At 58.4% G+C, this 13,657-nt stretch carries 13 protein-coding genes; 10 read left to right on the top strand and 3 right to left on the bottom strand.

The annotated features are described in order from the left end of the window. Positions 1–53: 53 nt before the first annotated feature. Genes P0M04_RS30515 through P0M04_RS30505 form a run of 3 tightly spaced genes read right to left on the bottom strand, consistent with a single transcriptional unit; the run spans position 54 to position 2,850 of the window. On the bottom strand, positions 54–1,565 hold the full coding sequence (locus P0M04_RS30515) for a phosphotransferase family protein (RefSeq protein ID WP_259450298.1): 1,512 nt from the start codon (positions 1,563–1,565) through the stop codon (positions 54–56). 37 nt (positions 1,566–1,602) lie between these two features. Continuing rightward, positions 1,603–2,571 carry a DUF7064 domain-containing protein gene (locus P0M04_RS30510; RefSeq protein WP_259450297.1) on the bottom strand — a complete coding sequence of 323 codons (969 nt, stop codon included), beginning with the start codon at positions 2,569–2,571 and terminating at the stop codon, positions 1,603–1,605. Between the two features lie 45 nt (positions 2,572–2,616). Continuing rightward, the gene (locus P0M04_RS30505; protein WP_259450296.1) at positions 2,617–2,850 is read right to left on the bottom strand and encodes a hypothetical protein; all 234 of its coding nucleotides are present in this window, start codon (positions 2,848–2,850) and stop codon (positions 2,617–2,619) included. 254 nt (positions 2,851–3,104) lie between these two features. Between P0M04_RS30505 and P0M04_RS30500 the strand changes: the two genes are divergently transcribed. The 10 genes from P0M04_RS30500 to P0M04_RS30455 all read left to right on the top strand — a co-directional run bounded on the left by P0M04_RS30500 (position 3,105) and on the right by P0M04_RS30455 (position 13,647). Then, positions 3,105–3,335 carry a hypothetical protein gene (locus tag P0M04_RS30500; RefSeq protein WP_259450295.1) on the top strand — a complete coding sequence of 77 codons (231 nt, stop codon included), beginning with the start codon at positions 3,105–3,107 and terminating at the stop codon, positions 3,333–3,335. 270 nt (positions 3,336–3,605) lie between these two features. Beyond that, on the top strand, positions 3,606–3,806 hold the full coding sequence (locus P0M04_RS30495) for a hypothetical protein (protein WP_259450294.1): 201 nt from the start codon (positions 3,606–3,608) through the stop codon (positions 3,804–3,806). 277 nt (positions 3,807–4,083) lie between these two features. After that, positions 4,084–6,273 carry a TonB-dependent receptor gene (locus P0M04_RS30490; protein ID WP_259450293.1) on the top strand — a complete coding sequence of 730 codons (2,190 nt, stop codon included), beginning with the start codon at positions 4,084–4,086 and terminating at the stop codon, positions 6,271–6,273. Positions 6,274–6,347: 74 nt separating this feature from the next. Beyond that, positions 6,348–7,700, top strand: a complete 1,353-nt coding sequence (locus P0M04_RS30485; protein WP_259450292.1) for an MFS transporter — start codon at positions 6,348–6,350, stop codon at positions 7,698–7,700. Positions 7,701–7,703: 3 nt separating this feature from the next. Next, on the top strand, positions 7,704–8,081 hold the full coding sequence (locus P0M04_RS30480) for a C-glycoside deglycosidase beta subunit domain-containing protein (RefSeq protein ID WP_259450291.1): 378 nt from the start codon (positions 7,704–7,706) through the stop codon (positions 8,079–8,081). Positions 8,082–8,090: 9 nt separating this feature from the next. After that, a complete protein-coding gene (locus P0M04_RS30475; protein ID WP_259450290.1) occupies positions 8,091–9,098 on the top strand; it encodes a sugar phosphate isomerase/epimerase family protein in 1,008 nt (335 codons plus the stop codon). Between the two features lie 19 nt (positions 9,099–9,117). Beyond that, positions 9,118–10,176 carry a sugar phosphate isomerase/epimerase family protein gene (locus tag P0M04_RS30470; protein WP_259450289.1) on the top strand — a complete coding sequence of 353 codons (1,059 nt, stop codon included), beginning with the start codon at positions 9,118–9,120 and terminating at the stop codon, positions 10,174–10,176. A 44-nt stretch (positions 10,177–10,220) separates the two neighbouring features. After that, positions 10,221–10,799, top strand: coding sequence for a gluconate 2-dehydrogenase subunit 3 family protein (locus tag P0M04_RS30465; RefSeq protein WP_259450288.1), 579 nt, complete (start codon positions 10,221–10,223; stop codon positions 10,797–10,799). Then, the gene (locus tag P0M04_RS30460; RefSeq protein WP_259450287.1) at positions 10,796–12,487 is read left to right on the top strand and encodes an FAD-dependent oxidoreductase; all 1,692 of its coding nucleotides are present in this window, start codon (positions 10,796–10,798) and stop codon (positions 12,485–12,487) included. The genes P0M04_RS30465 and P0M04_RS30460 overlap by 4 nt, the downstream gene beginning before the upstream one ends. Positions 12,488–12,516: 29 nt before the next feature. Continuing rightward, the gene (locus tag P0M04_RS30455) at positions 12,517–13,647 is read left to right on the top strand and encodes a Gfo/Idh/MocA family protein (protein ID WP_307727218.1); all 1,131 of its coding nucleotides are present in this window, start codon (positions 12,517–12,519) and stop codon (positions 13,645–13,647) included. The last annotated feature ends 10 nt before the right edge of the window (positions 13,648–13,657 follow it).

The raw sequence follows: 13,657 nt of genomic DNA, 5'->3' as shown, positions 1-13,657 counted from the left end.
TACGCTTGCCCTTTTATGCAACATCCAGCCTAAGAGATTGCATCAGGCTTTATTCAGGCGGTCCCCGTGGTGCACATCAAGGACTGCCTCATGAACTCTGGCGTGAGTTCCATCTCGACGACGGCGTAGCGGATGTCCCGCGTCACACCGCTCTGCAGGTTGACTACGCCTCTGTTGAAGATCACGCACATGCGCATTGAGGCAAACGTCATGTAGAAGTCCATGCTGGCTTCGTCGATCTCCGGGCCGCCGCTCGCGCGATAGTGCGCGAGGAAGCGGTCCCATTCGATGTGATGCGAGATGATCTGTTTCAGATAGGCCAGATCCTGCTCCGGCGCACCGAACATTGCACATTCCCAGTCAAGCACACCCGTGATGCGTTCATTCTCCACGAGGATGTTATGCACATTGAAGTCGCCGTGGATCAGCACCGGCGGACTGGTGTGCTTCGGCACGTTTTGCTCCAGCCAGTCGAACAAGTAGGAAACGAAAGGCGACGGCAAATGACCGGACGTCTCGAAATATTGCTTCCATTCCTTGATGGTGCGGCGATAGCAGGACTCAACCGTGTCGGTATACAGATCAGGATGTCCGAAACGTTCGAGATAGTTGGGATAGGTATCGAGCTTCAAACTGTGCAGGCGTGCCATGAACTCCGCCATCTGCAAGATTACCGTTTCAGGTATGTCCGCCGTCGCGCCGCCGAGGAAGGTGCTTGGCACCGTGCCAGGCAGCGGCGACATCGCGTAAAACGTCGCATCGACACCGGGAAAGTCCTTGGCCAGATACAACGGCTCCGCCAAGGGCAAGTCGCTGTTCTTGAAGGCATCCTTTATCAGATAAAATTCCTGATCGAGCAGGAAGCAACCCATGCGCCCCATCGGCGTGGGATCGCACTTACGTACAATCAACGGCTCCAGCTTGCCGGAGGCATCCTTGACGGTGACGCGGAATGTCTGCTTGGCGAAGCCCCCGGGGATGGGATTCATTTCGACGACCGAGCAGCGCTCGCCGTCGGGATGCTGGGTACGCAGGAAGGCCTCGAGCCTCTCCCTGGTCAACGGTCCTCCCGGGCCCTTTTCTGGCGCCGCAAAGGTTGGGACTGGCGTTTCCCGCTGTGCTTTCCAATACGCGTAGTCCCATACCGCCACCTTGTGCATCAATGCCGAGAGCGCCTGCTGCTGCTTTGGATCGGCGATACGGCTGCGGTGTGCCACCAGACTGTCAGCCAGGTGTGCGATGCGCTCCGTCAGCAAACTATGTTGTTCGATCAGCGACCGAAAACTGGTCTCCGCATGTCCTGTTGCCAGCGGCGTAGTACCGGTTTGCTTACCGTCGATCTGACGATGGAAGGCCTCCAGTTCCTGCACCAGCGCATTGCCGTCGGCAAGATTTTGTTCAAGCACGCGCGGGGTGAAATCCTCACGCTTGAGGATCTCGCCGAGCACCATTTTCACCATGTCGGCACCAGCCTTGGCGTCAGTCGACTGGAGCTCCGGCACAATGCTGCTTTCCAAGGTGTGCAAAGCCAAGGAAATGTATTTCTCCGTGCTGCTGATTCTCATCTTAGTCTCCGATTTTGTTTTTATGACGGGGCGGTTTTTAATAGCGGGCGAGAAGAGCTTCTCGATTGCGCCCGAGATAAGCGCGGCTGAGCACCAGTTGCTGAATACCATACCCAATCCGGCCGTTGTGATTGACCCGCATCGCCGATTGCAGGTAGGTCACTGCCGGATAAGGGGCCCAATAGGCACAGTTTGTCGTTGAATACGTGAACTCGAATGTCTTGCCGCGAATGTCGGTGACTTCCAGCTGCCCACCGATCGGAATCGACTTGCGATACTCTTGCGAGCCACGGGCACTGGTTATCCCGTAGACCTTGCCGTCTTCGAGAATGTAACCGCTGACCAGTTCGCCGAATTCGTTAGTTTTGGCGATATCATGCTTGGTGAAAAAGTGTACGGCCAGGTTCTCGCCAAACGCCGCGTGCCACCAGATGATCGAGGCATTGTCGCGCTCCGGACGCGAACCCCAACTACGGTCACCGGTTTCCACGCAGTCCACCTTGTAGCGCTTGCCGCGTGCGACCAGTTCACCCTTGATGCGGTAAGTCTGCTCGTAGTGGCCTGACCATGAGCTGTCCCAGGCTGGCCCGTTGCGCGCGGCAGCGAGCGGATCCATGTTCGGATCGTTGCAATCATAGGGCTCATGCAGTCCGAAAAATTCCAGGTCGAAGCTGGTCTCGTCGATTCCCTCGTATTTCATACGGTAGTGCTTGAGCGGTTCGATCACTTTGAAGCTCAGGCCATTGGGCAACGAAAACTCCGTCAGCGACTTCGGGCAGGGCAAATGCTGTTGGTTATCGACATACAACTGATCCTCCCACAGGTCGGTAATCTTGTCGTAGAGCGTGACATCGCACATGCACACGCCGAGCATCGGACGCGTCACAAGATACACGATGCCATTGATATTGGCCTCTGGCACGGCAAATGGGAGCGCGATCGTCTCTACCCATTGCCAGTGCGAATCGGGTTTGAAATGAAAGTCAAAATCTGCTGGCTTGATCATTGTTACTTTTCCTTGTTGATAATAGTTTTATGCGTCGAATCGGCATCAGGTCTTGCTAGTGAGTGAGCCACGCAGCATCAACATTTCCTCCTCGTTGCCCAGCGTCTTGTATGCGGGCATCGCGGCTGGAGACGTCACGTCATTGTTGTCTTTAAGTTCCAACAAATGCAGGCGCAGCAGGCGAAGGTCTCTACGGCATTTTTCCGACCGCACCAGATAAGATCCGGTCAAAATGAGCAAGGGGGCTGATAAGCGCTGTCCTGCTAGAAGAAGAAACATGTGGCGTTTCTCCTGAGGTTTTCTTACCCTGCAGTGATCTTTCGACCGTTGTGCAAGGCGCTTGTGTCCTCTGCTATCAGCAACTACCGTGCCAAAATAAAGGTCCTTTCTTTTCAAGAACTTAATAAAAGACAAATGGCGATGACACAAATCGCTTGACGTTTACGTCAGGCCCGGCAGGTGCACTTGACCATATCGGCACCCGTCATGTGAGGTCTAGGTTCTAAGCGAGAGATGATGGTGGCGTCGTCGAAATGTTGGGCAACGTTCGACGGATGCACCTACGCGACAAGCTGTCGCTGAACGAGATCGCGAAGCTACGGGAAAACCGCGTTATCCCGAATGCGCAGGTGCAGTACAGCCCCCGACGTGCGTTCGCTCGCCGGGTGTCCGATGCCACATATCGGCAGATGCTGGACCTGCTCGGCCATGTGTTGATGGTCAACCTGACTGGCCTGCTTGGTACTAGACGTTGGTCGCCATGACATTGAACGTCTTCGAAACTCGCGCCAGCACGTAAACCGCGCTCGCGTTCCCCGAGTAATGTATCGCGCGCTACAGGTGTGACGTGGCGTCTGGGCCTCTTCAAACTTCCCATCAAGCTGGGTGATGACAATCATAACCCAGCGCCTATTGCTCGCCATCTCTGCCGACCGTATTTTTAAGGTGCGCGGTGTCTGGTGCGGAGGCGCCAGCTTGTCAGTCTTCGAGACGAGCAAGTTATAGCAGGCCGATAAAACATTAGCGGAGACAATATGAAACGTCGAATTTTGCCTGCGAAAGTGACTATACGCCTCGCCCTTTCCCGGCGTTTTCGCGATGCTTTATGGCGATATGAACCTTTTATTCGCATTAGCCAACTGATTGCGATTTCATGGGTGACCATCCGTGGTGCGGAATTGGTCGCGCATGCAATCATGCATGCCGGCCGTCTGATAGCCCAGCTCGATTTGTGAAGCCGGTTTCGAAACCGTCATCCTGCAGCAGCGTCACCCCGGCCATCAAACTGTGTGATGACGGTTATACGCCTGAGTGCATTGCTCAATATTTCCACCGAACATATTCTTTAAATATGCGAGAAGCGATAAAGATGCGTGACGACTTGCGCCGGTCGGACGGAGTTTTGGTGTCTACGCTTGAGCGGCGCATGAAGCAAGGATTTCGTATTTCAATCGGCCCTTTGGATAGGGCGCATTCTGGCAAATACCAACTTAAAAATCTCGGGGACAGAACATGAAATATCTTATCGCCTCGACGTCGATTGGCGTCCTGGCAGCTGCGAATACCGTGTACGCGCAAGAAAGCAACGAAACTGCAAATGCTGATGCGCCGAAACAGGCTATCACCGAAGTGATCGTTACGGCACAAAAGCGTTCGACCAGCATTCAGAAAACTCCTGTCTCGATGGAGGTTTACAAGGGCGATGACCTGGTGACCCGAGGTGTGACCGATATCGTCGCGCTGGGCAACACGGACACGAGTGTGAACATCCAGATGAACACTGGTGTGCCCGTTGTTGCCGTTCGAGGTGTATCGAGCAGCAATACATCCGAAACCGGAGATCCCTCCGTATCGATCGCGACCGATGGTATTTTCTTGAACCGGAATTATGCGGCGTTCGCCGGCTTCTATGACATCGAACGCGTGGAAATCCTCCGCGGTCCCCAAGGTACGTTGTTTGGCCGGAACAGTACCGGCGGCACACTGAACATCATTACCAGAAAACCTGAAATTGGTGAAAACAACGGACGGCTGACCAGCGAGTTCGGGTCGTTCAATCAGCGAAATTTCGATGGGTTTGCGAACCTGAGTTTTTCCGACAACGCCGCGATGCGGGCGTCATTCTCTTCACGTCACCACGACGGTTATCGCAAGGCAAGTGACATGCCGCTTCGAGGCGACGACGAGGACGCGCAGTCGACGCGATTGCAGTTCTTGTTTGAACCGACCAAGCGCGTATCGCTCTGGTTTGCTGCTGAATCCACGAAATTGGGAGGGAACGGATCGGTTTCGGAGAACCTGCCTTTCGTTTATCCAACGACAGGTGGTAATGAACCGCTCCATTCCTTTTCTGCAAGCCAGAGTTCGGATGGCAAGCGCTTTGCGTTCGGCGGTTTCCCCAAACTGAACGCGACGATCAAGGATTACAAGTGGTCCGCGACAGTGTCCGACATTTTCCCAAATGTTACGTTGACGTATGTTGGTGGATACAATTCTACAGATTATAACCGCCAGCTGAACGTGTTCAACAATATGAATACGCGAACCATGACGTTCATCCAGCGCGAACACCCGAATACGGTCAACCAGGAGTTGCGCCTGAGTTCGGATGCAAAATCGCCGCTCGTCTGGCAAGTCGGCGCATATTACTTCAAAGAGAAATCCAAGGTCTATACCAACGAATTCTGGGACTATCTCGCCTCGAACCAGACGGAACTTCTGTTGTTCGACTTCCCCCAAGTTGATTCGAGTTCGACCGCTCTTTTCGGACAGGTTTCCTATGACCTGACGCAGCAACTGAAGTTGAGCGTAGGCGCACGCGAAACGAAGGACAAGAAAGTTCGCACCGGTATCTTTTCGCTGTTCGGCCCGTACACCGGCGCGCCTTTCACCATCAACATTCCGCAGGATGGACGGTCCGACTCGAAAAAGGCGACCTGGGCCGTCGATCTCGATTACCAGATGACGCGATCGAGTCTTCTGTACGCGAAGGTAAGCACGGGTTACAAGGCCGGCGGCTTCTCGGGGACCGAGACTTATGGACCGGAAACCGTGATTGCCTATGAACTGGGTTCGAAAAATCGCTTCCTGGACAACCGGGTGCAGCTGAACCTGGCGGCTTACAAGATGGATTACAAGGATCAGCAGGTCAGCCAGTTCGTCAGCGGTGTGACGAGTTCCGGCATTCAGACTGTCAATGCCGGCCGTTCCGAACTCTATGGCTTGGAATCCAGTTTGTTGGCAAACCTGGACTATGGCCGTGTGAACCTGTCCGCAAACTATCTTCACGCGCGTTATAAGTCATTCGTGACCACGGCGGGCTACGACAGCACGGTCAATCTCAACCTGTCCGGAAATAAAGTGCCGCTCGCACCAGCCTTGTCGTTGAGCGCCCAGTACGAATACGACATTGCCGACGTGCTTGGCGGCATGTTAACGCCGCGGGCTCGCGTCAAGCATGAGTCGGAAAAATACTTTGCTCCCACGAATTTCGCGAACCAGAGGCAGGGCGGATATACCACGCTGGATCTCAATCTGGATTTCAAGCCGGGCAAGGCCAACTGGTTGTTGCAGTTCTACGTGAATAACGCAACTGACAAGAAAATCTTTACCCAGGCAGATGAGTCCTACCTGAATGCAGACTATACGTACACGTATGCGCCGCCACGCACCTACGGTGCGCGATTGACGGTCGACTTCTGATGGCTGTGGTCCCGTATGTAGTCGTGCGGGACCGCTAGCCAGGGCATTCAGCAACGCACATGGAGTCTAAGCATATGAACGACAATATTTCGCGCCAGATCCAATTGACGGCACGGGAGAAGTACAGCTACGGCGCGGGTGAAATTGCGTCGAATCTTGCCTGGAACATGGCGACGGGTTTCCTGCTTGTCTACTATACCGACGTTGCCATGTTGCCGGTCGCCGCGCTTGGCACGCTCATGCTGGTGACACGCATTCTGGATGCGATCTTCGATCCGTTGGTGGGCATCATGGTCGACCGCACCAAATCCCGTTTTGGCAAAGCAAGACCTTACTTAATCTATGCGGCGGTCCCGTTTGGCGTGCTATTTGTCGCCACGTTCAGCATTCCCGCTGTATCGCCAACTGCCAAGCTCGTCTATGCATATGTGACGTTCGCCTTGCTGGGATTGTGCTATTCGCTACTGTACGTTCCGTATAGCTCGATGCTTCCCATGATGACGCGCAATACGAATGAGAAGGTGCAATTGGGGAGCTTTCGCGCGATGGGAACCTCATTGGCGTCGATCGTGGCTTACGGTCTTGCCATGCCCATGGTCGCATATTTCGGCGGAACGGACCGACAATGGGGCTTCACCGTCGCGGCGGCGATCATGGCCGTCGCAACTTGTGTGCTCTATTTCGTGGTTTTCTTCAATTGCCGTGAGCGCTATACGGCCTCCACCCCTGCCTCGACGTCGATCACCGCTACTTTCGGCCAGATGATAAGAAACCCGGTATGGCGCGTCGTTTTCGCCTTGGGATTGCTTGTTTTCATCCGGATTGGTGTCATGGTCTCCAGCCTTGCGTTTTTCGCCAAGGACGTCATGCAGCAGACCTGGGTGGTGTCGGTCATTCTTCCGCTGATGTCGGTCATGATCTTCATTGGCGGTTTCATATCGAGGCCTTTTCTCGCCCGCTTCGGCAAGCGACTGGGATGCAACATCGGACTGGCCGCGTCGATCCTGCTGATTCCGCTCCTGTACGTGTTCGAGTCCAACCCCGTGATGTTCATCGCCGTGTTTGTTCTTTCGAATGTGGCCGGTGGCATCCAGGCCGCGACGATATTCGTTCTGAGCGCCGACGCCGTCGAATGGCAGGAGAAAAATTTTGGCCAAAGTGATGAGGGGCTGATGGCCGCGAGCGTCAGTTTTGGCCTGAAAGTCGGGATTGCGATCGGTACCGCAATCACGGCGTACACGCTGGGGATGGCCGGTTACAAACCGGGCGTCGTTACTGAGAGCGCCAATCTGGCGCTTCGCGTCCTGACGTATGGAGGGCCGATCGTACTGATGGTCTTGATGATGATCTGCATCTCATTCTATCGCGAGGACGATCGGGTCGCCAAACCCGGCAGGAATATCAAAGCTAATTTACGAGGAGTTTGAAAAATGATGGAACATCGCGTCGTCAGTGATGGCGGCTTGCAGGTAACGCCCAATGGATGTGCTATCGATATTCGTTTGCCGTGGTATCGATCCCTTCCTCTCTCTGTCGTCGAGGTCGGCGATGTCGAGATCGATGGCACACTCATCGATCGGAGTCGTATCAGGTTCGAACTGAATGGCGAGTCGCTGCGCCTGGATGAGTTGTTGCCGCGTACCGACGACTGGTGGTATGTGCTGGACAGTGCAATGCTCAGGATCGACGGGTACGTCGTCGCCCGAAACGAGCCGCACGTCGTCTCGGTAACTGTTTCGATCCGTCCGCCCTACATTCATGGATGGACGCGCATCACCAAGACAACCAAGACGATTACCGTGCAATAAGGATAAAAAATGAACATACCCAAAGATGGCCTGAAGTTGGGCACGACTCTCTACAGCCTGACGACCGAGTTCCATGCGCGTGAATACACCTTCGAGCAGTTGGTGCGAAAGGTCGCAGCAGAAAACCTGGGACCGGGACTGGAGATTGTCGGCTTCCAGAGTTTTCGCGGCTTCCCAAATGTTTCGGACGAGTTTGCGGACCAGTTCAAGGCGTTGATCGACGAAACCGGGCTGACGCTGTCCTGCCTCGGCATCAATGCCGACGTCTGGATCAATCCGGAAGTTCCCATGTCGGAAGAGGAAAGCGTCGCCTATCACAAGCGCCAGCTGGACGCTGCGGCGAAGCTGGGCTTCCCCCTCGTGCGCTACCAGTTCCCCGCGGGTGCCAACGTCATCGAAAAGTGCGTACCCCATGCGGAAAAACTCGGTGTCAAGATGGGCCTCGAGATTCACGCGCCGCATCATACCCAGCATCCGGATATCCTTGCATATCGTGAAATGTACGAGCGCGTACGCTCGCCGCTCCTCGGTTTCATTCCTGACTTCGGTGCATCGGCTCGCGCCGTCCCGCCGAGCTATTTCGACACGCAACGAGCGAATGGCGTTCCGGATGGCTTGATCGCACTGGCCGAGGAGTACTGGCACCTCGACGTGGGCACGCCGTTCGAGCGTCGGGACCAGTATGTCCAGGCCGCACGCGCAAAAGGCTACGAGGAACGCCACATCATCGGGCTCGAAATCATTTTCGGCTTGTTCAGCCGTGCCGATCCGCGCTCGTGGAGCGAGATTATGCCGCAGGTGATCCATATCCACGGAAAATTCTTCGACTTCGACGAGAGCGGCGACGAAATTGCGGTCGATCTTGCCAAGGTCTTACCTGTGTTCGTCGAAGGCGGCTACAACGGCTTCATGTCCAGCGAGTATGAAGGCTATATGTGGACCGATGCGGATGGCTTCGACAAGATCCGCCGTCACCATCAGCTGGCGCGCCGTGTGCTTGCGCCGCTGCAGGGCTAACGCGACACGGGGCAGAAGAATGACTACCACCGTCCGGGGACCCGCAATCTTTCTCGCGCAGTTCGCAAGCGACGTCGCGCCGTTCAACAGCTGGGATGCCATCACGCGCTGGGCCGCTTCGCTGGGCTATAAAGGGGTGCAGCTTCCATCGGGCGATACGCGGTTGTTCGATCTCGCCAGGGCGGCCGAAAGCAAGGACTACTGCGAAGAGATCACCGGCATTGCCGCAGCCAACGGTATATCGATCACCGAACTGTCAACGCACCTGCAGGGGCAACTCGTCGCGGTGCATCCGGCCTATGACGAGGCCTTCGACGTATTCGCGCCGCAGGCCTTGCGGGGCAAACCCGAAGAGCGCCAGCGTTGGGCCGTAGAGCAGATGCTGCTGGCCGCGAAAGCGTCCCGGAACCTGGGCCTGGATGCCACCATCAGTTTTTCCGGTGCGCTTGCCTGGCCTTTCCTGTATCCGTGGCCGCAGCGCCCGGCCGGCCTGATCGAAACGGCATTCGATGAACTGGCGCGGCGCTGGCGACCGATCCTGGACGCGTACGACGAGCAAGGCGTGGACATCGCCTTCGAGCTTCACCCCGGCGAGGACCTGTTCGACGGCGTCACCTTCGAGATGCTGCTCGATCGCGTCGGCCGTCATCCGCGCTTGAACATCGCGTACGACCCGTCGCATTTCCTGCTGCAGCAACTCGATTACCTTGAGTTCATCGACCTGTATCACGAGCGCATCAAGGTCATGCACGTGAAGGATGCCGAGTTCCGCCCGTCCGGGCGGCAGGGGGTGTATTCGGGCTACCAGCCGTGGATCGATCGCGCCGGCCGCTTCCGCTCGCTTGGCGATGGGCAGATCGATTTCAGGGCGATCTTTTCCAAGTTCGCCCAGTACGACTTCAAGGGATGGGCCGTACTCGAATGGGAGTGCTGCCTGAAGGACCCCGAGCAGGGTGCCCTGGAGGGCGCGCGCTTCATCCAGGAACACATCATCAAGGCGACCGGCAAGGCGTTCGACGATTTCGCGGGCGGCGCGACCGACCCGCTGCAGATCCGCAGGATGCTCGGATTGCGCTGAACCATCGTAGATTAGGTTGACGACATATGGACCGAAGAACCCTCATGAAGCGGATCGCCCTGGCAGCAGGCGCCGCATACTGGACCGGGCAAACGCTGGCGACCGAGCTGGCGAAGTCCGCCGCCAACCGCGCGGACGGCGGCGACGCTCCCAAGCCGTTTCCCGCCTCGCACCAGAAGACGCTGGCCGCGTTGTGCGAGCTGATCATCCCGAAGACCGACACGCCAGGCGCGATCGAGGCTGGCGTACCCGCCTTCGTCGCGGACATGTACGCGCACTGGATGGTGCCGTCGGAGCGCCAGACCCTCCTCGACGGGCTGGTCCAGCTCGACGCGGGCGCGGCGGCGGCGCATGGACGTGGATTCGCCGCCTGCACGCAATCCGAGCAGGCCGCATTGCTTGTCCCTGCTCGCAAGGCGGCATCGAGCTACCAGTCGCACGGATTCGACGGCCGCCTGGCCGATCCGTCCGCACCGTTCTTTTACAAGATGCGCGACCTCGTCACGCTCGGCTATTTCACCGCCGAGGCAGGTGTCAACGGCGAACTGGCCTATGTGCCCGTGCCGGGGCGCTGGGACGGCGACGTCGACACCAAAACATGGAACAGGCAGATTCAGATATGACCTACGAATTCGACGCGATCGTCATCGGCTCCGGCATCACCGGGGGCATGGCGGCCAAGGAACTGACCCAGCGCGGCATGAAGGTCCTGGTGCTGGAACGGGGCCGTCCACTGGAACACCAGAAGGGTTACAAGACCGAGTTCGTGACGCCCTGGGATGCACCCAACCGCGGCACGCTCGACCGCGACGAGATGGCGCGCGATTATCCGATCCAGTCCAGGCAGCCGTTCGGCCAGTTCAAGTGGGACAACAAGCATTATTGGGTGAAGGATAGCGAGCAGCCCTATGTGCAGGCCAAACCTTATGCGTGGCTGCGTGCCAATGTGCTGGGCGGGCGTTCGTTGCTATGGGGGCGGCAGGTCTATCGCTGGTCGGACCTGGACTTCGAGGCCAACCGGCGCGATGGCCACGGTAACGATTGGCCGATCCGCTATGCCGACCTGGCGCCATGGTACAGCCGGATCGAGAAGTATATCGGCGCTTCCGGCGAAAACCTGGGGCTCGCACACTTCCCCGACATGGAGCTGTTGCCGCCGATGGAAATGACGGCGGCCGAGAAACACCTGCGCGCGAGGATCCAGGCCAGGTGGCCCGAGCGTTACGTGACGATCGGGCGCACGGTCAACCTGACGAAGGAACACAACGGGCGCGGTCCATGCAACTACCGCAACATCTGTCAGCGCGGCTGTTCCTTCGGCGCCTATTTCTCTTCGCTGTCGGCAACGCTGCCCGACGCGCAGAAAACCGGCCTGCTGACCGTCAAGACCGACGCCGTCGTACACCGCATCGTCACCGACCCGAAGACCGGCCGGGCGCGCGGCGTCGAGGTCATCGACGCGATGACAAAGAAACGCACGACCTACACGTCGCGCATCGTGTTCCTGAACGCGGGAGCCGAGGCCAGCGTGCAGATCCTGTTGCAGTCCGCCGACGCACGTCATCCGAACGGCTTGGGGAACCAGGGGGACGTATTGGGCCGCTACATCTGCGATCACGACGCCGCCAGCGTGTTCGGCGTCCTGCCCGGCCTGACGGACCGCTACTACTACGGACGGCGGGCCAACGGCATCTACATTCCACGTTTCCGCAACCTGCGCGGGGTACGCGAGGAAGGCGTCGAGTTCGACCGGGGTTACGTGCTCCAGGGCGGCTCGGCACGCCTGGGCTGGGCCGACATGGCCGGGGACGGGGACGATTTCGGTGCCGATTTCAAGAAGCGTCTCGCGACGCCGGGGCCATGGATGGTCTACCTGGCCGGCGTCTTCGAATCGCTCCCTCGGCGCGAGAACCGCATTACCCTCGACCCGCAGGCACGTGACCGCTACGGCTTGCCGCAGCTGCGGTTCGACGTGGCACGCGGCGATAACGAGAACAGGATCGCGGAAGACATCGTGCGCGAAGGGACCGCGATGCTGCAGGCGGCCGGCGTACAGGACGTGCAAAAGATGCGCATCGGCAGCCTGCCGGGCCTGATGATTCACGTGCAGGGCGGCGCGCGCATGGGCAATGATCCGTCGCAGTCGGTTCTGAACGCGCACAACCAGGTCCATGGCGTGCCCAATGTATTCGTGACGGACGGCGCCATGATGGCGTCGGGGGGCAGTGTCAATCCTTCGCTGACGTTCATGGCGCTGACCGCGCGCGCCGTGGAGTTCGCGGTCGACCAGATCAAGGCAGGTGCGTTGTGAGCCGCGCTTCCGGGCGCATACGCCTCGGCATGGTCGGTGGCGGCGAGGGCGGTTTCATCGGCGCGGTGCACCGCTACGCCGCGCGCATCGACGACCAGTTCGAGCTGGTGGCTGGCGCCTTGTCCTCGAATCCGGAAAAGGCGCTTCGCTCCGGCCTGGCGCTTGGCCTCGCTGCGGACCGGATCTATGCCGATTACCGGGACATGGCCCGCGCGGAAAGCGCGCGTCCGGACGGTATCGAGGCGGTCAGCATCGTTACTCCCAACCACCTGCATGCGCCGGTGGCACGTGCCTTCCTTGACGCCGGCATCCATGTGATCTGCGACAAGCCGGTCACGACCACCAGTGCCGATGCGCGCGCGCTCTGCGAGCTGGTCCGGAAAAATGGGTTACTGTTCGCAGTCACCCATAATTATTCGGCCAACGCCATGGTGCGCCAGGCACGTCAGATGGTGCAGGAAGGCCAGTTGGGCGAACTGCGCGTCGTGCAGGTCGAGTATGTGCAGGACTGGCTGGCGGAGCCCATCGAACTCGACGGCCAGAAGCAGGCGGCGTGGCGCACCGATCCCGCGCAGTCCGGCGGTGGCGCCATTGGCGACATCGGTTCGCATGCCTGGCAACTGGCGGATTTCATTACCGGCCTCGACATCGAATCCTTGTGCGCCGAACTCTCCAGCCTCGTACCTGGGCGCCGTATCGACGACAACGTGCAGGTCATGCTGCGTTATGCGAATGGTGCACGGGGAAGCCTGTGGGCCAGTCAGGTCGCGCCGGGGCACGGCAACGACCTGTCGATCCGCGTCTATGGAAGCAAGGGCGGCCTGCATTGGCGCCAGGAGCAACCCGATGTGTTGCACTGGACCCCGTTGGGCGAACCCACCAGGCTGATATCCCGCAACGGGGCCGGCACGCTGCCGGCGGCGGCCCGGCTCGCACGCATTCCCGGCGGTCACCCCGAAGGCTACCTGGAAGCCTTCGGCAACCTGTACCGCGAAATCGCGGCCAGCCTGTTCGCACGGCGTCCCGGCAGCGTCCCCGCCGATCCAGCGGCTGAGTTCCCCGATGTCGAAGATGGCCTGCGCGGTGTCCAGTTCATCGAAGCGGTGCAGGCATCCTCCCGTGCCGGCGGTGTCTGGTTAAAGCCCGGCGAGCCGGGTTGAAGCACGCGCA

The organism is Telluria mixta (assembly GCF_029223865.1).
Taxonomy (GTDB): Bacteria; Pseudomonadota; Gammaproteobacteria; order Burkholderiales; family Burkholderiaceae_D; genus Telluria; species Telluria mixta.
Note: the sequence above shows the minus strand (reverse complement) of the source record. Positions and strands in the feature narration are given on the sequence as shown.

Coding starts and splice junctions, on each gene's coding strand:
- P0M04_RS30500 (WP_259450295.1), top strand. CDS start 3,105: ATGTTGGGCAACGTTCGACGGATGCACCTACGCGACAAGCTGTCGCTG.
- P0M04_RS30470 (WP_259450289.1), top strand. CDS start 9,118: ATGACTACCACCGTCCGGGGACCCGCAATCTTTCTCGCGCAGTTCGCA.
- P0M04_RS30455 (WP_307727218.1), top strand. CDS start 12,517: ATGGTCGGTGGCGGCGAGGGCGGTTTCATCGGCGCGGTGCACCGCTAC.
- P0M04_RS30460 (WP_259450287.1), top strand. CDS start 10,796: ATGACCTACGAATTCGACGCGATCGTCATCGGCTCCGGCATCACCGGG.
- P0M04_RS30495 (WP_259450294.1), top strand. CDS start 3,606: ATGAAACGTCGAATTTTGCCTGCGAAAGTGACTATACGCCTCGCCCTT.
- P0M04_RS30475 (WP_259450290.1), top strand. CDS start 8,091: ATGAACATACCCAAAGATGGCCTGAAGTTGGGCACGACTCTCTACAGC.
- P0M04_RS30515 (WP_259450298.1), bottom strand. CDS start 1,565: ATGAGAATCAGCAGCACGGAGAAATACATTTCCTTGGCTTTGCACACC.
- P0M04_RS30490 (WP_259450293.1), top strand. CDS start 4,084: ATGAAATATCTTATCGCCTCGACGTCGATTGGCGTCCTGGCAGCTGCG.
- P0M04_RS30505 (WP_259450296.1), bottom strand. CDS start 2,850: ATGTTTCTTCTTCTAGCAGGACAGCGCTTATCAGCCCCCTTGCTCATT.
- P0M04_RS30465 (WP_259450288.1), top strand. CDS start 10,221: ATGAAGCGGATCGCCCTGGCAGCAGGCGCCGCATACTGGACCGGGCAA.
- P0M04_RS30510 (WP_259450297.1), bottom strand. CDS start 2,571: ATGATCAAGCCAGCAGATTTTGACTTTCATTTCAAACCCGATTCGCAC.
- P0M04_RS30485 (WP_259450292.1), top strand. CDS start 6,348: ATGAACGACAATATTTCGCGCCAGATCCAATTGACGGCACGGGAGAAG.
- P0M04_RS30480 (WP_259450291.1), top strand. CDS start 7,704: ATGATGGAACATCGCGTCGTCAGTGATGGCGGCTTGCAGGTAACGCCC.